The organism is Microbulbifer mixtoriginis (SeqCode), from assembly GCF_052466765.1.
This window is the reverse complement of sequence record NZ_CP174289.1, coordinates 380,318-404,331: the sequence shown is the minus strand read 5'-3', so window position 1 is coordinate 404,331 and position 24,014 is coordinate 380,318. Positions and strand designations below refer to the sequence as shown.

Below are 24,014 nucleotides of genomic sequence, written 5' to 3'. Positions count from 1 at the left end.
TTATGGCAATAAAAATCATGTACTGGAATGTCAATAATTTTGGTTACGAGCGATTTTTCACTGATAGCAGAAAATCTGGAAGAGATGATGGTCCGCAAGGAAGAGGAGGTCTAAGGGCCTATCAAGCCGCTCAACAACGGCTACAACATCTCATTAGTAATTTAACCGATGGCGTGGTACCAGCTGGACTAGCAATAGTTCCAGATATTTTTGTAATGGTAGAGGTTCAAAGAGGGATGAATGGCCTTGCTGAAGGGCAGACGGTTTATGATGCTTCTGCCGCTAGTCTATTAGACGTATTAAAAGTAACACCGGCCTTAAACGCAAATAATGAAGCTTGGTGCCTAGTCCCGCCCCTTATTTCAGGGCTTGGTGGGGTGGCAGAAGGGATTGCCGTATATTACAACGCTACAAAACTGCAATTTATCGGGCCTTATGTCTGGCCCGCACCTGTTGTAGGAGCCCCATCAGTGGGACCAGCACAACCTGCGCCAGCAGCTGCTGGCTACTACGGAGATCCATGGGGAAGTTTCCCTCCACCTTCTGGCTTTCCAGTCGGGCCAATCGCCGCCCCCGTGCCTGGAGCCGTCCCTCCTGTGTTACCGCCTCTTTCAGAAGATTGTCTTCCCAATCGCTTGTTAGCCCCTGGCTTCGGAGCCCCTGCTGGCGTCACAGAAAATCAATTGGCGGGACAGTTTCAGTTTTTCCATCCGGTAGCAGTAGGGGCTCCTCCAGCGGTGCCAATTAATTTTCCAAATGCCGGAGACAGAAGTCCATTTTTAACAAAATTTATTGATCTAACTGTGGCTGGTGGACGGATTATTAATTTATTTTCCTTTCATGCTCGACCTGGGCAGGACCCCGTTGCACCGGGCATAATTCCTGACTCTGTTGCTGGCACTCAAGCATTGGCAACTATTCAAGAAATACAAGCTCCCTTAGCAGCCAATCAAGTTAACGTTATTGTTGGCGACTTTAATGTCAGTGTATTTAATGTCGCTCCACATAATCGTGCTGATCAAGCTTACGGACCACTAATCAATCCTATTGGCGGAGTACCTGCGGGGTTAGGCTACACTCAACATATTCGACCTACACCGGGAGTAGTTTATAACAATACAGAGCAAGGTTATTTCTTTACTCATATGATATCGCGCTCACGGTCAGCCTCTAATACTTCTCCTGGTGACCCAACCCCCTGGAACCAGCCGAAGGTAACTCCCCTACCCGCAAATGCGGTGGGTTATCCTGCATACGGATATGCGGGAACAGGTATGAGGGGGCGCTATGATGCCATTGATAACGTCTTTACAAAATACGGTGCGGCTGCGGCTGCGGGTGCACCAGCTAATATAACCATCGTCAATCGAGTCACTGGAACACCCTATAACAGGGGAGCTATACCCGCCGCCGCTAACTGTCCGATCGGGCATTATCAATACAACGTGGCTATGGCGGACGGGCCAGCGGCGGCAAATCCCGCACTGCCGTTACCTCCAGGGCCTCCATTACCGGCTGCGATTCCACCCGGTGGGTTTTATCCGCCAGGCTATACTCCGCCGCCGCCAATTATACCGCCCACAACAATAGGAACAGATAATGATCGCAGGCATTTTATAGGCTGGAATAACTATGGTCGTGTTGCCAGCACTAGCGACCATATAGCCCTAATTCTTGATATTTAAATGAGCTTGACAGACGTCCAAACTTGGCTTGATAACAATAAGGGTGGCAGCATCAATCTCGATTTGATGACGCTCAATAATACCCAAACATCTCATCCGATACTGACGCCTCCAACAGAGCTTAATCAATGGCTGCATGACGCCTTTAACGTTTCGAACGGCCTATTTGTGGATCTACCACAGGCTATAAACGTGGTGAAAACGAGTGAGGCAGTAACTCTAACGGGAGCACAAATTACTGTCACGAGTCTCAGTATTAACCGTAGCCCAGCCAAATTGGTTTTCACCCAAAATGAAACCATTCTCGAATTAATCATCCTATTGGAACCTGCACCTTGGAAGCTAAGTGATAGCTTTCAATATATGCAAGGTTACCCGTTTAACGTCTTAACTTTTACTACACCATCACTGGTGTTTTCTAGTTGGACTAATAAGACTGCATTTAAATGGAATGCAGAGCACATTTTTCTTGAGTGCGGTTTGAATTTTGCTGCTTCGTTAGCTTGCCCAGAAGTGCTAACTTATCTTAGGCCTTTCTTTAAAGAAAGTCTGGGTTCAGGACTTGTTTGTTATGGTGTGTTAACACTAACAACCTTTTATTCTCAAACCAATAACACGCTTTTGCCTGAGCTCAACATAAAGGCAAAGCTCAAAGTACCTCCCCATCTTTTCTTCTTCTCAGTCAAAGAGCCTTATCTTGGTGTAGAAATAACTAACGTTGTTTATGGTCCACAACCAAAAGATTATATTCAGACGCCACCCGTACTTTATTTTGGCATGAAGTTAACAGTGGGTAACCACACATTAGACTTTAAAACTCAAATTCTAGATAAATTTCATCAATTTAATTTTGGCATTACCAGTGAACCCTCTGATCCATTATCTCTCGAAGATATATTTAACCTTATGGCCGGACAGAGCTGGAGCAGAGTGATTCCTGCGGAGTTGCAGCAATTTCTTGGTAATATTGACTTCCAATCTTTTATGGCGTCAATCAATCTGGGAGCCACTCCCAGCATTGGTTACCTCAGCACTACTGTTGGGTCTAATCCGGAGAAACAATGGAAAATATTTGATGAATTCACTATTGATAGCTTCGATGTGAATTGGAGGATTCACGGACCTATTAAGAAGAAGCACAATAGAATGTTGGTACGTTTTGAAACCACATTCGATTTTTTTCCTGATATCTTCCCTGGCAAGTTTGATGTTGTTATTACCAGCGACCTGACAATTGCTGGCAGTTTCGTAGCCGCCAGTGGCCAGTCGGTAAGCTTCGATAACTTGGTTGAGCACATCACTTCTGGACTCATAAAGATTCCATCACAGAACTTTGATATAGCATTCACCGAGTTTGAGTTGCTGATGAATACTCGTCAGAAACACTATGCCCTTTCTGCGGAAGGAAATGCTCATTTAGATATCATGGGTAATAGTGTTATAAAACTTCAGCAAGTGTCTGTATCTCTGCAGGTAAGCTACCCTGTCATAGGTCAAGGTGCCAAGAGCTATTCCGGTTCCATCCGAGGCATGCTTTACATCTCCACTTTCGGTATGGTTGTGTCAGCTGTTTATGATGGTAGCTCTGAAACATGGCAATTCAGCACACAGACCTTACAGCCCATCAGCATCAAAGCGCTTATTGATCATTTTTTTACTGGCGGCTATTCGTTACCTGATTTCTTAAAACCAGACTTAATATTTAAGCACATAGGTATAGACGCAACTGTGCCTAGCGGAAGCCAAAAAGCCAGCTACAGTGTAACCACTATCATTGATTGGCGTTTTAATCTGTTTGGTCATTCTGGTGGACGTGATACCGAGCTGGATATCGAAGCCAGTCTCAACTTGAAATATAATGGTAATCTACCAAGTGGCCAGGAACTTTCCGGCGCCATTTCCGCTAATGCAACATTACCCTATATTAAGGCGCCTGTTACGCTCAGTTATAGCTTTAGCCAGGGTAATGAAGACCTCTCGGTGACTTGGGAAGGTTTTACCGCAAGCTATGATAATGGACTTGTGACCTTCCAAATTTCCCAATGGAGTTTCGGCAGCATCATTGTGGCCTTGATGAAAACGGTTGGTTATCCCAATTTTCAATTGGACCAACCTTGGGATTTACTCAATGAGATTAGCCTAAACGGTTTCCAACTGAGTTTAAATCTCAATACCAAGGCCATTACCGTACACTACACCTTACCGAGTCCTATCAGCACACCCTTCGTGACGATCAATGGCTTTTCACTGACGCGCAATCAACACAAAAAGGTGTTGCTGGCCATTGATGGTTCGTCTCTGGCAATTTCTCAAAGCGGTGGCAGCGAAGGCGAGAAGGGCAAAAACCTGTTTGGCAAGGGCCAGGATGTGACCGACCTGCCAACGGTGCCAGGCAAAGGCAATCAACTATTTGACCTGCAATACCTTGGGTTGGGGCAGCGTGTTGCATTAACAGGTGTTCCCTCGATTGACTCTGTGGGGGAGGCCACCACCTACCTTAAGCAGGCATTTACGGCGCCGACCGGCCCTAACCATGTGCCCATCAGTGGCACTCCGCAGCAACATCAGCTGCGCTTTGATGCCAACAGTGATTGGCTGATTGGCACACAGTTTAAGGCCATGGACACGGTGGCCATGAGTGTGATTTTTAATGACCCGAATTTGTATGGTCTGCTTATCGAACTCAGTGGCAAGCGTGCTAAATCGTTGGCTGGGCTGAAGTTTGAAATTTTGTACAAAAAAGTCACGGATACAATTGGCCTCTACCAGATTGAGCTGACCTTACCCCAGGCCATACGACAGCTACAATTTGGGGCGGTCTCCATTACCTTGCCGGTGATTGATATATCCATCTATACCAACGGCAACTTCAAGGTCAATGTGGGCTTTCCTGCGAGCCTGACGAATTTTTCGCGCTCGTTCACGCTTCAGGCCTTTCCCTTTACTGGCTCTGGTGGTTTCTATTTTGCGGTATTGGATGGTCAGACCTCTAAGCAGGTGCCCGTCACAAGTAAAGGGACGTTTGACCCGGTGATTACCTTTGGCATTGCTGTGCAATTGGGTCTAGGGAAAAGTGTCAACAAAGGCATTCTCAAGGCGGGATTGAGTGTCACGGTTGTGGGCATGGTCGAAGGTGTTATTGGTTTTTATAACCCGAACCCTGGTAATCCGGGCCAGGGTGAGCATTGTTATCAGTTGCAGGGTACGGTGGCCATTGTCGGTAAGCTCTACGGTGAAGTGAGTTTTGCCATTATTAATGCCAGTGTGAATGTGACGGTCTATGCCTCTGCGCGGATTACGCTGGAATCTTACAAAGCAATACCCATTGCGCTGGATGCGGGTGTCCGAGTCTCGCTAACAGTGGGGGTTGATCTCGGCTTATTTACCATCCACATACACCTTTCATTTTCAACGCATATCAGCGAAACCTTTACCATTGGGCATGATCGTGTGTCCCAGGCGCCTTGGTATGATAGTGCTTATCATGGCGTGAGTGCGTTGGAAGCGCGGCCTCACTTGCTTGAGGCCTTGGATGAAATGGCAAGGCCACCGATGTCGCTGACACCATTGGTTTTTCAGCCGCTATCTGTTGCCAGCAAAGCGCCCCTCCGTGTTTACTTTATGCCCCACCTGACTGTGGCCTCAGAAAAAGGCAGCCATGCGCGCGTGCCGCAGTATGTTGGCATGCTGTACATTGATCTTGCCTCCTATGAAACCCTGGCGAAACAGGTCTTGCCCTGGGTCATTAGCTCGCTAACGGGTCAACACCATCAAGCGCTTAACCAAGTGGTGAGCCTGGCGGAGTTGCAGCAGCTTGCCCACACGCTCAATAACATGAGCACCACGCCTATTACGTATCACGATATTGCCAGCTTTTTAGCGGAAGCCTTTACGATCTCGATCTTGGCGCCACCACAAGGTCAGGCCAAAAAAATTCAGGCCAGCGTTTTCCCCATGCCGCCAGCCTTGTCGCTTATCCGACAAGGGCCGGATAGTTATGTCAGCCCGACTGGGCCTACCGGGTGCACGGGCTCAACAGGGGCAACGGGGGCAGGCCCAACAGGTATGCCAGGCCCGACAGGCAGTACCGCTCCGGGGCCCATCTATTCACGGGTGGATTTTGACTGTTACAGTCTTTGTGCCAAAGCCTACCAACAGGACATCAGAAATTACTTTAATGCGCTTTCTGTGAACTACCAAAACACGCTGGAAGGGCAAAACAGCCATCAGCCGCCCCACGAGCATTTGGTGCTAAATAGCATGGGCGATATTTCGTTGGCGGAGTTTATTTTTCAGGATTACTTTGCGCTGATGGCCAAATCCTCCGTGCAGGATGCGCTCACCTCGCTTAAGCGCTACCAATATACGGTGGGGGCCAGCGGCCCGAAAAGTGTGAGTGGCATTGTCGCGAAGTTCAATGCCTATGGCACGACCGGACCATCAGGGTCCACGGGAAATACTGTGAGCGCCGCGCTATTAGCCAGTCATAATAAAACGGCCGTGTTTGATGCTCAGGCGGTTGTGAGTATTGCGGGCTGTACGGCGGCACAGCCAGGCACCCAAAGCCTGAAAAGCATTGGTGAATGCTTCAAGGTTGAGGTGCCTTTACTAGCCCAGGTGAATGAACTGTTACCTGGCATCATCACCGCTGGCACAACGCTGAGTGGTCCAACGGGGGGCACTGGTGCGACAGGCCCCACCACATATACGGTGCAACAGAACGACACCTTAGTGGATATTGCCCATGCACTGAGCAGCCAGGCGAGGCCCTACACCGTGGCGGAATTAGCCACGGCCGTGCAAGCGCAAGAGATTCTTAATGAACAGGCATTGACGGTGCCCTATTTGAAGTACCAGATCAAGGATAAGGATACCTTCCGCAGTATTACGCAACACTTTGGTTTAACAGGGCCCACAGGTTTTGCCAGTTTATCTGGGCTGGCACAGACTAATGCTTATATTCAAGGGCTGGTGAAGACGGGGACCATAGTGCCGTTATCGGCAACAGGGCCCACAGGAGCGACGGGCCACTGTGTGACGAGCGCCGACACACTGCTCACGATTGCGGCGGCAACAGGGAAAAGCGTTGCTGACGTGGCGGATAGTCTTCAGGATCGAGCCGTGTTGGCAGACTTAATGCCCTTAACGATTCCGCCCTTCACACTAAGCGGTGGCACGGGGGCAAGCTTCCAATCGCTTACCAACAGGTATGGCATTTCAGCGGAGCAGCTGACGTATTCCAATGCGGACGTTGAGCTGTTTACGGCCGGGCAGCAGCTCACGATCCCTGGGCTGGAATACTTGCCTGTATCACACCTCATGGATTCGCTTGTAGCTGCGGATGCCTTTAAAAACCAGGCGGGTTTAGCGGCGCGATATTTGTTGCATGGTTTGCGTTTGCCGATCACCGAGAACATCCATGTAGGGGCGAGTGGGGCCACTGGGTTGGGGCCTCTTGCCGGTGAAGATACCGGCGGCCTATATCAGCTGTCGGGGCAACAGTTTTCACTGACCGGAGCCACGGCGGGCGATAAGCTCATTCTCCAGAATACCCAGGCGGTGCCATGGTTAACGTTGGGAGATAAAGGGGGCATAGGTCCCACGGGAAGTCTTTATATTCAATTGGAACAGGCGAATATTGACCGTATTCAGCAGGTGCAGCAAGCCTCATTAAACTTAGATCAGTCTGCGACACCGATGGATATTGTGCAGTCGGCGCCGCAGCAGTTTAGCTTCAGTCGAGCGATCCCCTGGCAATATCCGGGGCAGATTGCTTTGACTTATGGTGGCGATGAGCATGGACACAACAATCGGCAACCGGTGATTTGGCCTTTCCCTGATGCCTTGATGAGTCTGTTACAAGCACCGGCCGAGGGTTTGGGCCAAGCACAATTGTGTTTGAAAACGATGACGCACGAATCCCCTACCGCGCCTGTGGAGCAGGGCACTATTGCGTCTTATGCGTGGGCCTCGTTTTTATCGGTCAAACTCCAGCAGCTGCCTCGGCAAGCGGCACAGCATTCCGCCACCTTGCCCTATACCTATGACTTGGTCGGGGCGGATGATGTCAGCATTGTGCTGCTTGAACGTTTGCTTCGGTATAGCAATGCTAACCCCGACAGCATTGATCAAATCCATGTGCTGTATGGCCCCAGTGAGACAGGCAAGGCGCCAGTGGGCTTACAGTCTCAAACCACCGAAAATTCACGAACATTGCTGCTGCAAGCGAACCTGTCCACAGCAACGCGGCCGGCAATTTATGCCAGTACTTTGGATAGTGTGGCGTTGATGGCTGATAGAAACATCATCAATACTCATGAGGATTTTGTGAAATGCCTCTGGGAGGGCAGCATCGTCCGTTCCGGTGGTTATTATTTCTACTACTACGACACGTCCAGTAAGCATGGCTTGCCGGAAACGCTCTTTAATCAGGACAGTAGCGCTGAGATCTCGCTGGTGATTACCTATAAAAAGCCTGTGGCTGAAGCCGGCATTCCTGACTTTATCAATAGTGTGATTATTGGGGATCACATCAATCGATCAACGACCACGGTATATGCAGAAGCCACGAACAGGGAGACCTCCGTTGCTACGGTGCCGCCTGGCAACATCGGGTTTCAACTGCATCGGCCGAATGTCAGTTCGAGTCCGACGGGCGCGACGGCTGCGCTTGGGCCAGAGCAATACCTGCAACAACAATTCAATCTTCTGAGTTACACCGTGGAAGAGGCTGGTGGCTTTACGGGCAGCCATGCGGGGCTACCCGTGGGGCCATGTTCAACGGGGCCGACGGCTGGGCCAACTGCCAGCTGGCACTATGATCAAGTGGTGCCTGTTTTTAAATACGCACAAACAGGACCGACGGGTTCCAGTGGTCCGAATGCGGCGCATAACCCTTACCAAGGGGTTGGCGCGACCGCTGCGATAGGGCTGCGCTGGTTGGATATGTTTGGTAATACTATTAACACCGACACGGGGGCACCGGGATCCTTGTCGGAAGGCTTGCGTTATTCCGACCCTCTTGTGTCTTTGGCGCAATGCCCGAGCTTGAACAGTGAGTACAGCGTTGGCAGTACGGGGGGGACGGGCTATGTGGATGTTACATTTTCTTTTTCGCCACAGCGTTATCAACTCGGGCCAACAGGTTCTACTGGATCGCATGGTGCGACAGCTTTAGGGGTGACGGCATACCGGAATAATGCTGCTATTGATGCTGAAACCTATACCAAGCTGAGTTATCAGCTCATGAGCCTTACTGACGAAGGCGGTGCAGGGTTGTATCTGACAAGTTCTCTGGATGAGTATCAGCCCCACGCCATTGAGAAAGATACCTTGCTTGGGCCTATTAACAGCGTGTACCAATACTTGCAAAATATTATCGCGGGCGTCACTGCCTCACCACCGGCAGATTTTGTGATTAGTCATCCGGTAGTGCTTTCTAACCCCGACAGTATTTTCCCCTTGGATGTCGATCTCACCATGGCCCGAGATCCGGCCTTAGTGCATCGTGGCTTGAGCTCAACAGGGGGTGTGGCAAAGGTTGTTACGCCCATCAAACCCATGATGAAAGTGGATTCACTTGGTGCGACAGGCGCAACTGGACCGGTCTCTCTGAAAGGCTTTGCGCGCGATTTTGAAGCCGCGTATCAGATTCCCGATACAACCTTGTTTAAGATTGCCACGGGCATTGATCGAAATGACGTGGACGCAGAATCAAGCAATAAAAAAGTTTGGGTGGTGCGCCTGGGTCGTGGCGGGATCTGCTATGCGGTGCAAAAAGCCGATCAGGTGGCACCATATTTCTATGCCCCTCGTCCCTTGGCCACGAGCTTGCTTTCCGTTAAGGGGCATATCTATCGCTATATTGCCAGTACGGGACTGGACATCGCGCATCCAGAACAAAAGTCCTTTTCGGATATCGACTTAGATACTTGGGGACAGCAGTGTTTAGTCGCTATCGATGATGTGCTTGCGCCAGAGTATGCCATTCCCATGGGGATTATTAGCATGGGGGGCACTGGTGCGACAGGCGCAACAGGGCCGAATGTATTCCAGAGGATAGTGGATAGTAAAAAAACCTTGGCCTCGGCGATTGCTCAAGATATTTCGCCCATCATCTCGGGCTGCCAACCAGAACCCAGTGCACTCGAGCAGGCACAAGAGAAGCTCAAGCAAGAGCTGCTGATTAAGCTCTCGGCCGCTTATGATATCGATGCGATTGTGCAGCATACGGTAGCAACTACGGGTCCTGCGGGTTCTGCGGATACGGATCCTCCCCAGCTGTATGGTAAGCCTTTGGTGGTACAACCTTCTGGTGCTAGTGGTGGGGCTGGGAATATGCTGCCGCATGCGAGTTACCGGCTGGAGTTGCCCGCGGGAAGGCAGGCTGCTATGCGGGCAGCAATGCTTGGCGCGACAGGGGCAACAGGAGAAGCGGCTCATGTCAGTGCCTATTCGCTGTCGACAGCAAAAGTGCCCTTGGGCCATCAACAATCCTATTTAACCTACCTGTTTAATACCAAGCAAGCGGCAGAACATAAAAGCATGCACTTGACGTTGGATTATCAGGTCAGTCATATCGAACATCAAATCTCTAAGACCGCGATGGATGGCTACAAGGCCTCCTCGTGGCTGAGCTTTGTGCTGCCTTTAGCGCAAGGGGCCAGCAGTGAAATGATTCAATCGCATATTGGCCAGGTGGAAATTCCCATCCCCTTGCGGGCTTATCCGATACCGCCTTCGATCATACGTCAGGCGGGGCTGCCTTCCGGGGCGACAGGCGCGACTGGAGCAGCACTTCTTTACGATATGAGAAAGTGGTCTTATGACTATACCTACCAGGATGTGAGTGCGGCGCAGGACAGCATTGATACGCAAATCTTATTTAATGTGTCAGGAAGTTCAGGGCCGTCTTTCTGTGATATGTATCAGAACGAGCCGCCCTTAGATCTTGCACTTGCGCAATTTATCAGTGCTTACTCAGAGATTAAGCATGCGTTTGTGACGAATCTAACGCAAGTTAACACTAACACAAGTGCCACGGATGCAGCATACAAACAAGCATCGACGGCTCTGGAGGCTTTTGCGTATTTGATTAGCCGGGTGGCGAATGCTTGGGGGGGCTGGCGGGAGTATAACCCTGGCGGGGCAACCGGCCCCTTTGGCAGTACGGGCTGTTCGTACCGCATTTCGGAGCCTGAGCCCAAGTCTGGCGCAGCGGGGAATTTAAAGGTGACTGTTAAATCGTTGACAGAGTCAGATTACACAACGCCAACGGTTGAAATCCCAGGTTCTGGTTATCATCCGGTCGCGACCACAGGGCCAACCGGTTCGAATGCGTATTATTATAAAAATTCGCAGAACAAATACCTTAGCTGGGAGGATAGAAATCTTTATCCTCAACGCACGGTTCGTCTTGCTGGCCTGGATATTTTCCGTCAGCAAAATGCTTGGGCTGGGGCATCGATTATCCGTAATCTTAATTTGCTTAGTCATTCTCAATCGTTAACGAATACGGACTTTATTTATCAAACGCCCCTTGTTAAGTATGTTAACCCCTTAACACCGTTATTAAATAATGCAGACCTCATTAATATTGCTCTACTGTCTCCAGGGCACGAACCGCCACAGCCATTGACCTTTTATCTACGAGCCTTATTTCAGGTAATATTTAATGGCTTGCCGGATGGTAGCAATCAGACGATTCTTGTTGAATGTGCTTATCAGTATAACTTACAGAATAACTTTGCATTGGAGCAAGTCACACTGCCAATTTCTCTGTCTTTTCCCCTTTCTTTTAAGATTCCTGACGACTGGGATATTGGTTCAACCACCTATTGTTCGGATCAGCAAAGTTTTGTTTGTGAACTATGTAAGACCATCAGTGAGTGGATCCATCAGCATGGTATGGTAAGAAATGAAAACATTTATGACGGTCAGTTGCGTTTTGCGATTTCTTTTTATGCCAAAGGTAAGGATAAGCAACCTTTGTTAAAAGTAGAAGATCTATTTTTAAAGATTAAAGATATTAAGCTCTCTTAGCAATATCACGTGCTACTTTTTAAACGACTACCGTAATTATGAAAAATGAATCCCCTCAAACTATTTGTCTCAATATGATTGTAAAAAATGAGACAAAGGTTATTCAACGATGCTTAATGTCCCTTAAGGAACTTATTGATTATTGGGTTATTGTTGATACTGGATCCACAGATGGAACACAAACAATGATCCAGGAATTTATGCAGGATATTCCGGGGGAATTAATTGAGCGTCCTTGGGTGGATTTTGGCCGCAACCGCTCAGAAGCGCTTGAGTATGCCCGTGGCAAAGCGGATTACGTATTTACGATTGATGCGGATGAGGTTGTCGATGTTGAGGGTGATTTTTGTTGGCCTAAATTAACGGCAGATTCTTACCTGATTAATTTTGATGATAATGGGCTGCGTTATCAGCGTTGTCAGCTGGTAAAAAACGCGCTTAACTGGAATTACAAAGGTGTGTTGCATGAATATGTGAATTGTCCCGAGGCTAAGACCCAAGGGGTTTTGGAGGGTTTCAAGACGATTCGCTATCTTGATGGCTCGCGATCTTCCGATCCGAACAAATTCAAAAAAGATGCCTTGCTGCTGGAAAGCGCCCTGCTAGAAGAACCGGATAATGAGCGCTATGTGTTTTATCTCGCACAAAGTTATCGTGATGCGGGTGAGATAGATCTGGCAATTCGTTACTACCAGAAACGTGTTGCCATGGAGCGTTGGGATCAGGAAGTGTGGTATTCACTTTACCAGCTTGCACTTCTGTTTGAGAGACGAGGAGACCCCTGGCCCCAAGTACTAGAGGCTTTTTTGCGCGCTTATGAATACCGCCCTAGTCGGGCTGAACCTTTGTACCGGATTATGATGCATTATATGGGTAAGGAGTACCATACAGCGTACTTGTTCGGTCAACAGGCTATCGCTATTCCGACACCAGATGACATATTATTTGTTGAGCATCATTTATATACGTTTCTTTTGCCCCTGGATTATGGTGTGTGTTGTTATTGGACGGGGCACAATGCTGAGGCGATACGCATTAATAATCAATTGCTGGTAGAACCAAATATCACGAAGCAGCTTTATGCACAAGTTGTGAAAAACCGTCGATTTAGTTTGGATCTTCTCTATCAAAAGAACCAAACTACCAGTCATTTAATGACCTCAATTAGCGTTTTTGTCACTTTTCATAATCCCGGTCAAGAATTTGATAAAACTGTATCAAGTCTAATTTACCAAGAATACGATAATTTCAATGTTATATTTATCGATAATGGTTCAACAAATGATGCATACAAACGAATACCACAAGATAAAAGTCATGTGAAACTAATTCGCCAGCATAGCTATAATGATAAAATCGAACTTATTGTTACGAACATAAAAAAAATTCTTAAACCATCATCGCTGTGTATCATTCTGGATGAAAATTCTTGCTTGGAAAATGCACAGGTATTGCAGTTTCTTTATCGGTACTATAATGAGCACAACTGCCAATTGTTGCTGAGTCAATACCGAAAAAGTGATGGCAGTATAGGGCATGTTATGCCATGCCCTGATGAAGAAGCTTTTAAAAATAAAGAGAACTTGTTATTAGGGAAAGGTTTAACATCATTCCGTGCGGCATTATTTTATAAGTTGATTAATATTAATCCCAGCATAGGAGCACTTAAAGATAAGAATAGCTGTTGGCAAGATGGTGAAACGGCAGAGCAACGATTAATTGTGTCTCTATTAGGCGTAATGAGTTTTGAACAGCTACATTTTACTGATCAAGTATTATCAAGATATCAAAAATCTATCAGTGCTAACAAAGATGAAGAAAGTCACGCGCTAACACTTTCTGATATAAACTTCGACGCTGATAATGTAGATTCAAATTCGAGTAATGTGGATGATCGTTATGCTAAAAAAGAGTCTGTAGCGCTGATTATCCCAAACTACAATAATGCTGAATATCTAAAGTTATGCTTGGTTTCTATACTTAAAAATACAGACTATCCATATCATATTGTCGTTTCTGACGCTGGCAGTGATCAAGAGACATGGGGCTACCTCGACACATTAAAAGATTGCATTGTTCTAGGCTCACCGAATCAGAGACTGTCATTTTCAGAAGCTTGTAATGCGGGAATTAATGCTTCTTCGTCCAAGTACTTTGCCATTTTAAATTCCGACATTGTAGTTTCTCGTGGTTGGTTGACAAACATTATTGAAAAAATGGAAACCATCGATAGGCTGGCCGTGTGTGGCGTGTTATCTAATTGTGATCGCGGCTGGCTAAATGATGTGCCAGGACAACCCAAATTTCCAATGCGCTTAGAAAATGCAGCACTTGAATTAACGCCCGGAATGAAAAAGGAGCAGATCGAACCATATCTAGATGAATTATTTGTTTTTATGGAAAATTCTAATCGTGCTCTAACTGGGAAATACATGCCGCAACAGTGGGTGGCAGCCTATGCGACCGTTTTTGCACGGTCGGCGGTGGATGAATCAGGACTATTTGATCCTATTTTTAAGAATGGTTGTGAAGATCTTGATATATGTCGAAGGATTAGAGCCTTTGGGTTTGAAGTTGGTCAGTCATTGGATTCCTTTGTTTTTCATTTTGGGGGGATTTCTAGAGGTGCATACCAAGATGAGAATAAAGAAGTATATGATAAAGAGGATCATAATAACCATCATAAACTGCATGATAAATGGAAAAAGAAAAATGTCGTGATATATACCGGACCGGCGTGGGAAAAATGGAATAGGGAAACGGTGGATGCCGGCATGGCGGGATCTGAAACATGGGCTGCTGAGCTTGGTGCGGTCTTTAGCAGAAAAGGATTTAATGTCACGATTTATAATGATTGCCCCGAAAATGGAGGTATTGATAGGGACGGTGTCCAGTACAAGCATTTTGGTAATATATTAAAAGATATACAGTATAAGTATATCGATTTGTGTATTTTATCTCGAACATGTGATCCCCTTAGCTTTCCGTTAAGAACAAATAATATTTATATTATGGTGCATGACATTTTATTGCCTGGTTATGGAGACTTTTGCAAGGGTATTGAAAAGGTTAAAAAGTTTGCCTGCTTAAGTGAATGGCATAGGGATTTTTTTTCCGATCACTATGGTGTAGCGAAAAATAAAATTATGTTGACGTCTAATGGCGTTGATCAATCATTATATGCTGATGCCAGTACAGTAGAAAAAAAGAATCAAATTTTCTATAGTTCTTCACCTGATAGAGGCCTGTTAGAATTGCTCGATATGTTCCCTAGAATGAGGGAGAAAGTACCTGATTTAACACTGAAGGTTGCCTATGGTTTTAAAAACTGGGAGTCGTCTGCGAAATTAAGGCTGCAGTCTGAAGAGCTCAAGTTAATTGAAAGTATTAAAGGGCGCATGATGCAGCCTGGTGTCGAGTATGTTGGCCGGGTTAATAAAAAGGAACTTTCCAAGCTTCAGAAGGAATCTAAAGCTTGGCTATATCCAACTTGGTTCTCGGAGACTTTTTGTATTACCGCTGTGGAGGCAGGTTTAGCTGAGTGTGCCATAGTCACTACGCCTTATGCCGGTTTATTAACTACCTTAGGAGATGCACCATCCTATATTAAAATAAATAATAATATACCTGTAGAACAACAAACCAATACCGCTGAGTATCAAAATAAGTTTATTGAAGAATCTGTCAAAATTCTAAGCAATGATAATTATCGGATAGCGCTTGGGAAGAGAGCAAAAAAGCAAGTCTCTAAATTTACCTGGGAATATTCCTATGAATCTTGGATTAATGACTGGTTAGGTGAAGTATTAGTTCAGGAAGATAAACCAACTTATACTGCCTCTGAAGAGGAAGAAGCAATCTGAGAAATTTACGGAATCTTTTCGTCTATTGTTAATTGAAACAAGTTATGACTTGCCTATTACATATTACAATTTTAAAAAAATATTGTTTATTGAGTTGACAACTCTTTTGAGCCTCTAGGATTTTGCCTTGTACTTGCTTTTTTGTCGCTTCCTTGAAGAGGATTTGGGCTCTGTCGCAAATCAACCTGACTTCTCCCGTGTTATAATCTGGTCAGCCAGAGGAGCAGTGAATTCATGATCAAGTTTCAAGGACGACATTGCAAGAAGGGCATGATTCTCCAATGTGGCCGCTGATATCTTGCCTATTCCATCAGCTATCGAAATATTGAAGAGATGATGGCGGAACGTGGCTTTGGCGTTGATCATAGCACTATTCAGAAATGGGTCGTTTACTACTCACCCAAGTTAGAAGCGGCGTTTCATTCCAAAAAGAAGCGCCCCGGAAACAGGTGGCGAATGGATGAAACCTACATCATAGTAAAAGGCCAGTGGAAATACTTCTATCGCGCTGTCGACAAACAAGGAAACACGATTGATTTTTTGTTAACCGCCAAGCGTGACACCAAGGCTGCCCTACGTTTTTTCACCAAAGCCATCGGTCGAAATGGAAAGCCAAGCCTAATCAATATCGACAAAAGCGGCGCTAATAAAGCGGGTATAAAACGCTACAACTCTGATCACGACAAGCGCATTAAAATACGTCAATGCAAGTACTTAAATAATATCGTAGAGCTGGATCATCGAAACATCAAACGGATTACCCGCATGATGCTGGGTTTCAAAAACTTCCACTCAGCGCAAAAAACCTTAGCATGCTCGAAAAAGGCCAGATGAAGAAAACGGCGGGAGGCAATTTGTCTCTCGCCGAGCAGTTCTATGCGCTGGCGGCTTAGATCAAGGATATTCAGAAAGATATTTTTACCAAACCAGAAGTTTGCGACGGAACCATATGACTCACCTGCTACGGGCATTAAGCTGTGTCTCGAGTTTTAGGCCTCTCTCAGACATAATCTCACGCAAAACCAATAAGCGTAGCTTTGGAGGTGGCCTATTTCTTACCACTTTATACAAAGTGCAGGCACCAGCCCTGCACTATGCCTAGCGTACCCTAATCCAACTCCACCAACCTCTGCATCAACGGAAAATACAGCGCACACCGAATATTCCGCTCCCCCCGCGCATAAAAGAGCTTGCGGTAATTCTCCAACTGATTCCGATACTGCTCCAGCTGAGCTGCAATAAATTCCTCCTGGCTTTCCTTATCGCTGGGCTCTGCGGTTTTGTAGTCGACAATCCAGCGGGTACCTTCGTTATCAATAAAGGTGCGGTCCACAATGGAGCGCCTTAACTGTCGGCCGCCGCTGTGGAGTTCCAGTTCGCAGGCGGATTCTCTTAGTGAGCCATCCAATAGCCAACGGCCGGTGGAGCAGTTGAGGCTGTTGCGTACGGCGATTTCCACTTTCTCGGCAGCGCGGTCCAGGCTGGTGGCGGATAGCCCCAATTGCTTTAGGCGCAGTTGCCATAGGGGGCGTTGGGCTTCCAGTTTGCTGGGTGTCCAGTCGTTGATATTGCTCTCGGCAATGGTGGCGAGGGTTTCGTGGGCTACGGTGCCGGCGTGTTTGAGCCAGCGCAGGCTTACCTGGCCCAGTTCGGGAATATTGTCTTCTTCCTCGGTTTTGGGTTGGTAGTCTGGCATGCGGTATTGGGCCAGCCATTCCTGCCGGGGCATGGCTTGGGGTTGCCATTGGTCGGGCAGGCGCAGTAGGTAGTCGTGATCTCTGCTGGCTTCGTCCTGGTTTAGCAGGGGTTCTTCCGCTTCCAGCCAGTGGCACCAGTCGCTTTCCTGGTGGTGCAAAACACTGGGCCAGATGCCGGCGAGTAGGGCGGCGCTGCCGGGGGCTTTTAGGTGGCCCTTTTTTTCATCTCGGTTGATGCAGGCTAAAAGATGCAGTGAGCGGATTGCGCGGGTGCAGCCTACATACAACAGGCGCGTGCCTTCCAGGCGTTCGCGTTCGCTGTTGTCGTGCTTCAGGTATTCAAAAACCGGGTCGCGGCCGCCGCGCGCATTTTTGGGGGCAAGCAGGAAGCGGCTTTCGCCTTCGCGGTTGAGCCACTCGCTCCAGCGCAGCAGTTGGTCGCTGCCGGGTTTTCCGCCTTGGTCCAGGCCTGGGATCAGTACGTGTTCGAACTCCAGCCCTTTGGATTTGTGAATGGTCATCACCTGCACTTTGGCATCTTGGGCGGGGCGGGCGTAGAGCTGTTCCAGGGCCAGGGTGAACTGTTGCCAGTCGGTAATGGCTCCGCCGGTATCGAAGGCTTCTAATAATTGCAGAAAATCCTGCACATTATTCAGGTCGGATTTTTGCGCTACCGTGGCGGGGCCGCCCAGTTCCAGCCAGAGGCCTTCAATCCAGGTGCGCAGGGGTTTGCGGCCGCGCTGTTGCCAGGCGTGCAGCAGTTTGGGGGCTACTTGGGCCAGGCGCGAGCGCCCTTCGTCGCTGAGCAGGGCGATATCGTCCACTTCCTGCAAGGCCATTAACAGTGGTTGCGCGCTGGTGTCGGTTACGGTGATATCCCCATTGCCCCAGTTGGCCAGGGTGTAAAGGTCTGGCAGTTGGAGTCCACACCAGGGGGCGCGGAGTACGGCCAGCCAGCTGATTCGGTCGCTGGGGTCGAGTAGGGCGCGGGTGAGACTGAGTAAATCCAACACCACCATTTTACTGGCGAGCGGCGCCAGCTCTGGGGCCTGGAAGGCGATATTGGCAGTACTTAGGGCCGGCAAAATCTTTTGTAGATGTTTTTTCTTGCGCACCAGAATAGCGATGCGGCTCTCCGGATCTTGCGCTTGTAATTGCTGCACCAGTTCAACGGCTTGGGTGGCTTCGCGGTTGCGGTCTTCGTCATCGATGCAGCCGTAGAAATTTACCGAGGGCTCGGCCCATTTGCTGCCTTTAAACGCTTCGGATTGCAGATAGCGCACGGCGCCGCGACCGATATTGTCCGCTTGCGGAAAGGCCCTCTGGAAAGTCTCATTGACCCAGTTCACCACCGCACTTTCGGAGCGGAAATTTACCTGGAGGTCGAGGGTTTCCAGGGGCACTTCACCGATACCGCGTTCGCGCGCATCCAGGAAAATACCCACGTTGGCATTGCGGAAGCCGTAACAGGACTGCATGCCGTCGCCGACAATAAATAAGGTGCGGCCGTCTCCCTGCTGCCAGCCGGCAGTGAGTTTTTCCAGCAGTTGTAGCTGGGTGTGGGAGGTGTCCTGGAACTCGTCCACCAGAATATGCTGGGTTTGCAGATCCAGTTTCAGGGCCAGGTCTGTGGGGTTATCGCTATCGCCCAGGGCGATCAGTGCGGCTTGGGCCACTTCGGTATAGTCGGTGGCGCCCAGTTGCTGGAAGACCAGCTTTAATTCTGCGACTAACTTGGGCAGTACCTGGGCGAGCCCTTGCAGCAGTTGCCATTGGCTCTGTTGCAGTCCGCTGGGGAGCTTGCCTACTTCTCGCAGTGCGGAGAGCAGTGGTTCGTTGCCGGCCAGTTCTGCCAGCAGGTCTTTCATGCGCTGTTTGTATTCTTCGGCGATGGGGCGCTCGGGATCTTTTTTATCTGGCAGACCAAAACCGAGTTTTTTATTGATGCCGCCGCCTTTGCGCAGATCACCGGTGGTGGTGAGGAGCAGGCTGCCGAGGGCGAGCCAGGCGGGCAGGCCGCCGCTGTCTGTGCTGGGGAAATCGTCCAGTTCGGCGAAGAGGCACAGGCTGTGGCTGGGGTTTTCCTTTTGTAAATTGCTGCCGGCATAACTGGCCAGCTCCAGCAGTTCCCCGGCGACACTGCCGAGGGCTGTGGTGAGGTCTTGCAGCTTTTCTGCCACCAGTTCGTCGATAACAAAATGGAAATAGTCCTGGGCGCCGTCGAAGTTGACGCTTAAAAGTGGGCCGAGCCATTGCTCGCGCTTGTCCAACAAAATACGCAGCAGCTTATTGAGCTGGCCCAGGTCGTTGTCCAGGTGGAGCAGTAGTTGCTGTAGGTCTGCGTCTGGGGTTTCGCCATCTAGGTGTTTGAGCAGGTTCACCACGGCCAGTTCGAAGGCGATTTGGGTGCGCTCCAGGGGTTCACCCGGTGCGCCCAGGCCGCTTTCGATCGGCAGTTGGCTGGCGAGGCTGCGGCAGAGGCCGTCGATGGTTTGAATGCGCAGGCGCTGGGGTGTTTGCAACAGTTCCCATTCCAGTTCGCGATCCCGCTCCAGCAGGGCGCGGGCTAAATCCCAGGTGATGGCATCGTGGGGATTATCTGGCCGGGCTTGGTCGCGGGCGCTGTGCAGGGCGTCGATCAGGCGCTCGCGCATTTCACCGGCGGCTTTGCGGGTGAAGGTAATGGCCAGCACTTCTTCCGGTTGCTGGCAGGCGGCGAGCAACTTTAATACGCGCTGGGTGAGCAGGCCGGTTTTACCGGAGCCCGCCGGGGCGGACACGGCAAAACTGCGGCTGATATCCAGGGCTTGGCTGCGGGCGTCGGCATCGATGGGGCGGCGCAGGGCGGGAGTGGTCACGACTTCGTTCATTCGGTTATTTGCTCCCTTTCCGGCCAGCGGTTTAGGGGCCAGAGTTCACTGTTGTTGTCGGTGGGGCGATCAAAGGCGAGGGTGGCTACACCACTGCGATATTCGGTGGCGAGGGATTCCAGGCTGTAGCGCCAGTGCTCCACCAGATTGCTCCAGGTACCGTAGGGGGATTCCTTTTCGGTATCGCCCACGGCTTTAATGCCGGTGATGGGGTGCTCCAGGTCTCCGCAGCCATTCCATTTGCAGTCGCCGTTGCGCACTTGGCCGAAGGCGATGGCGTGGGCGTCCGGTTGGAATAGGGCGTAGAGCGGCAGCTGGGGTTCGCGGATGCGCTGGGTAAGCCAGTCGCCAATACTGGGGACGCCGGTTTTGTAATCGATCACCAGTTGTTCGCCGCTGGCGAGTTGGTCCAGTCGGTCCAGGCGCAGGTTAAAGTGCAGCCCGCCGATTTCCACGGCTTGTTCCCATTCGACTTTTTCTACGGAGAAATTGGGCCTGTCCAGTTCCACGGACAGCCATTGTTGCAGCAGGCGCTCCAGGCGCTGCTTTTCCATGGCCCAAAATCCGATCGGCAGGTGATTGTATTTTTTGCGCACACTGCCGAGGGAGCGTTCCACCGCGCGTTCGATTTGCGCTTGGCGTTGCTCGTCGTCCATAGCTTGCAGTTGTGCGAGGGTGCCGCACTGTTGCCAGAATTCCGCCAGCACCTGGTGCACCACATTGCCGCGCTCGGCGGGGCCGAGGCCGATATCCGGTTGGGTAAAACTGCTGGCGCCGAGGCGGAAACGCAGTTGTGCATTTAACGGGGACAGGGCCTGGGCCTTGAGCACAGAGGCACCGCCGCGCACCCGTTCGCATTCGGTGGGTGTGAGTGGTGGTAGCTTTTTGTCTTCGATTTTTTCCAGCTGGCAGGCTTGCGCCAGTTGGCTGTAGTGATTGTGCAGGGCGCCTTTGGCAAAGTGTTGGGCTTCTTGCGGGCTTTCAAACAAGCTGCTCAGTCCCTGCTGCACACCATCTTCTTCGCAGGTGTAACTCACGACGATATCGCCGCTGGCATTCTGCAGGTCGGCGGTGAGTTCGCGGGCCAGTTCCAATTCCCGCTCGGCGCTGGCGCGGGGCATCTTCCAGTGTTTTTGCCATTGAATCGGCAACAGCGGATTGGGTGCCGGTGCCGGCGGCCATTGCTGTTGGCCGAAGCCGACCAGGCGCAGGTGATCGAAAGCGAGGCCGCCGGCTTCCAGTACCCCGAGAATTTGCAGGGGGCCATCGCGGGTTTCCGCTTGGAAGGGGGTGCGGCTGGCAATCTGACGCAGCAATTGCAGGGCCTGGGTGAGGGTGAGGTTGCCACCGCAGGCGCTGAGTGCGGCGAACTCTTCCAGGATGGACTCCCATTGCATCAGCTGCTGGTATTCCTGGCTGTCCGGGTTGCGGCTGCCGGGCCAATTTAATGCGCTAAGTGTTTCGGAAAAACGCGCGGCCCAAATTTCTGCGGGGGCTCGCTGCCATCGCCGGGCGCGTTCGGCCATTTGTTCCAGTTGGCGGGGCAGTTGCGGTGATTCCAAGTGGAGGACTTCTGCGGTGCGCTCGGCCCAGTAGCGCAGGGTTGCGCCGTCGATGCGGCGCAGCTCCAGTTTTTGTAAGCGGCGGAATAGAGCACTGCGCAGCCAGGTTTCACTGTCGTCACCCCAGAAGGGGCTGAACAGGATATTTTGCAATTGGGGGTAATCCCATTCGTCTTGCAGTAGCGATAGCAATTGCAGGGCGGCGCTGCCGACCGGTGTCTGTGCCAGGGGCGTACCGGCGGAGAAGTTAAACGGCAGTGTATAGCGCGGTTGCTGTGGGTCCAGGTATTGAGGTTCGAGCACGCGGGAAAATACCGCTTCCACCTGGGCGCGGCATTGGCCCAGATTGTTCACCACTATGCCGACGCTGTGGCCGGGGTTTTCGGCGAGCTTTTGTCCGGCCCAAAGAGCTGCCTGATAGAGCTCTTCATCCAAATCGGCGCAGGCGGCTACGGATAGTTCGCTCTGCTGGGTGATTCCCGGCCTTTCATTAACGGCTGCGGCACCTGCGTGAATCAGGGCATCGGCGAGGGGCGAAATCTGAGCGAAGCCGGCGGTATCAATTTGCGGCAGGGGTTCCAGAATGCCTTCCTGGAATGCGCGCAGGATCAGTTGATCGCGCTGGTCTGGGGTGATGGCGCTGTGGGCCTGAAGCTCAGAGGCAAAGGCCTTGATCATGGCGCACAGCGGCAATTCGTCGCTGCGCATAGAGAGAGCGAACTGCTCCAGTAGGGGAGTTAGCGCTTCATCTATTTGCGAGAGGTCGGAGATCAGCTGCCATTGGAGCAGCTGCGCCAGGGCACTATCGGCATCCCGGCACAATTGCTGGCTGTTGAGCAGTTGCCGGTCCAGGGACTCATCCAGGGCGCGCTGCCAGAGTAATTGCCGCTGCTCGCGATTCAATACCTGCTGCAGCGCGGGCTGCCAGTTGCGCTGTTGTAGCTGGAACCAGAGTTTGTCCAGCCAACTGCGCAGGGACTCCACCGGCGGCGGCATCCAGCAGGCACCGGGCGACTGCTGCGCGGCAAACACTTGTTGGCAGCGGTTGCGTAAGCGGTTGTTGGGGGTGAGCAGCAGTCCTCCGGGGGGCAGCTGCGCAAATATTTCGAGAGCGGGAAATGCCGGCTTCAGCATGAATTCGGGTACCGGTTAGGGCTTGTTATTCGGGGAACGGTCGCGGTTTGTGACGGAGCTGTCAACTCTGTTACGCGGTTCTCATCATTTAATGGCTTGTTGTTAGGGGTTAGGTGCGAGGGGTTCGGCAACTGGGGCGAACTCGCGGAAGGCCTGTTCGATATTGCCGGTTAGGTCAACCGTGCTGGTGATCAGGCGGCCAGTGTTTGGGGTGTCCGGCAGCATTAGCTCGAGTTCTGCCAGCCACCAGCGCACGCGCCGGGCGATGGCTTCGCCGGAATCCAGCCATTGGATTGAGCGGGGGGCGAACTGGTCCAGTTCTTCCCGCAGCAGGGGAAAGTGGGTGCAGGCCAATACGGCAATATCCACTTGGTCGCCGCCGGCGGTGTGGAATACGCGGTGTAATACCGGCTCCAAATCCTCTGCGGTGATAGCTTCGCCGCGCAGTTTGCTTTCCGCCAGATGCACCAACTCCGGTGCGGGCACATTAATTACCCGGTTGCCGTTGGCAAATTGCTCGATAAGCTCTCGTGTGTAGCGGCGATTGACGGTGCCTTCGGTGGCAATCAGGGCAATAGTGCGGGAACGGCTGGCGGCAGCGGCGGGTTTCACGGCCGGCACAACGCCCACTACGGGTTTCTTAAGGGATTCGCGCAACTGGGGCAAGGCCAGGGTGCTGGCGGTGTTGCAGCCCACCACTAAAATATCGGCACCGCAGTGCTCCATCATGGCTTGGGCCTGCTGGACGATGCGGGGGCGCAGCTCCTCTTCGCTTTTATTGCCGTAGGGGTAAAAGCCGTTGTCCACACCCAGGTGTAAGGTCAGGCCCGGCATCAGGCGGCGGATCTCGCGCGCAATGCTGATGGCGCCCACGCCGGAATCAAAGATCAGGGCGCTGGGGGCAGGGCTATCTGGGTGGGCGCTGTGTTTGTGCATGCGTTCTGGAGTACCAACATCGAAACCAATCCTCCAAGAATACCTCAAAACCCTTTGTAAGTTACTGCTGCGCCACGCATCCTCGGCAGGCTTCATTGGGGTTAAGAGTACTTTCCCTGGCCAAGCTGTTAGAATGGCCGCCTCGCCCACGGCTAGTAGTGGGTATGTCGATTGCGGGCGCTTGGTCTGAGCAGAAGCCTGCTTCACACTTCTATTCCGGGTCTGG

At 50.7% G+C, this 24,014-nt stretch carries 6 protein-coding genes and 1 pseudogene; 4 read left to right on the top strand and 3 right to left on the bottom strand.

Annotated elements, in window-relative coordinates:
* Positions 1 to 2 precede the first annotated feature (2 nt).
* From ACJJIV_RS01655 to ACJJIV_RS01640, 4 genes and pseudogenes are all read left to right on the top strand, one after another.
* Positions 3 to 1,685, top strand: a complete 1,683-nt coding sequence (locus ACJJIV_RS01655; protein ID WP_444890506.1) for a hypothetical protein — start codon at positions 3 to 5, stop codon at positions 1,683 to 1,685.
* Positions 1,686 to 11,726: a hypothetical protein gene (locus ACJJIV_RS01650; protein WP_444890505.1), complete on the top strand. Its 10,041-nt coding sequence runs from the start codon at positions 1,686 to 1,688 to the stop codon at positions 11,724 to 11,726.
* A 38-nt stretch (positions 11,727 to 11,764) separates the two neighbouring features.
* Positions 11,765 to 15,589: a glycosyltransferase gene (locus ACJJIV_RS01645; RefSeq protein ID WP_444890504.1), complete on the top strand. Its 3,825-nt coding sequence runs from the start codon at positions 11,765 to 11,767 to the stop codon at positions 15,587 to 15,589.
* A gap of 234 nt (positions 15,590 to 15,823) precedes the next feature.
* Positions 15,824 to 16,482, top strand: a pseudogene (locus ACJJIV_RS01640) (IS6 family transposase).
* Between the two features lie 215 nt (positions 16,483 to 16,697).
* On the opposite strand, the gene ACJJIV_RS01635 reads toward ACJJIV_RS01640, so the two are convergent.
* From ACJJIV_RS01635 to murI, 3 genes are all read right to left on the bottom strand, one after another.
* Positions 16,698 to 20,156, bottom strand: coding sequence for a UvrD-helicase domain-containing protein (locus ACJJIV_RS01635; RefSeq protein WP_444890503.1), 3,459 nt, complete (start codon positions 20,154 to 20,156; stop codon positions 16,698 to 16,700).
* Positions 20,153 to 22,852 carry a PD-(D/E)XK nuclease family protein gene (locus ACJJIV_RS01630; protein WP_444890502.1) on the bottom strand — a complete coding sequence of 900 codons (2,700 nt, stop codon included), beginning with the start codon at positions 22,850 to 22,852 and terminating at the stop codon, positions 20,153 to 20,155. The genes ACJJIV_RS01635 and ACJJIV_RS01630 overlap by 4 nt, the downstream gene beginning before the upstream one ends.
* Before the next feature lie 102 nt (positions 22,853 to 22,954).
* On the bottom strand, positions 22,955 to 23,995 hold the full coding sequence (gene murI, locus ACJJIV_RS01625) for a glutamate racemase (protein ID WP_444890501.1): 1,041 nt from the start codon (positions 23,993 to 23,995) through the stop codon (positions 22,955 to 22,957).
* Positions 23,996 to 24,014: the final 19 nt, after the last annotated feature.

Bases quoted from the DNA above. Each gene is read 5' to 3' on its own strand.
- ACJJIV_RS01635 (WP_444890503.1), bottom strand. From the start codon at position 20,156: ATGAACGAAGTCGTGACCACTCCCGCCCTGCGCCGCCCCATCGATGCC.
- ACJJIV_RS01630 (WP_444890502.1), bottom strand. From the start codon at position 22,852: ATGCTGAAGCCGGCATTTCCCGCTCTCGAAATATTTGCGCAGCTGCCC.
- ACJJIV_RS01645 (WP_444890504.1), top strand. From the start codon at position 11,765: ATGAAAAATGAATCCCCTCAAACTATTTGTCTCAATATGATTGTAAAA.
- ACJJIV_RS01655 (WP_444890506.1), top strand. From the start codon at position 3: ATGGCAATAAAAATCATGTACTGGAATGTCAATAATTTTGGTTACGAG.
- ACJJIV_RS01650 (WP_444890505.1), top strand. From the start codon at position 1,686: ATGAGCTTGACAGACGTCCAAACTTGGCTTGATAACAATAAGGGTGGC.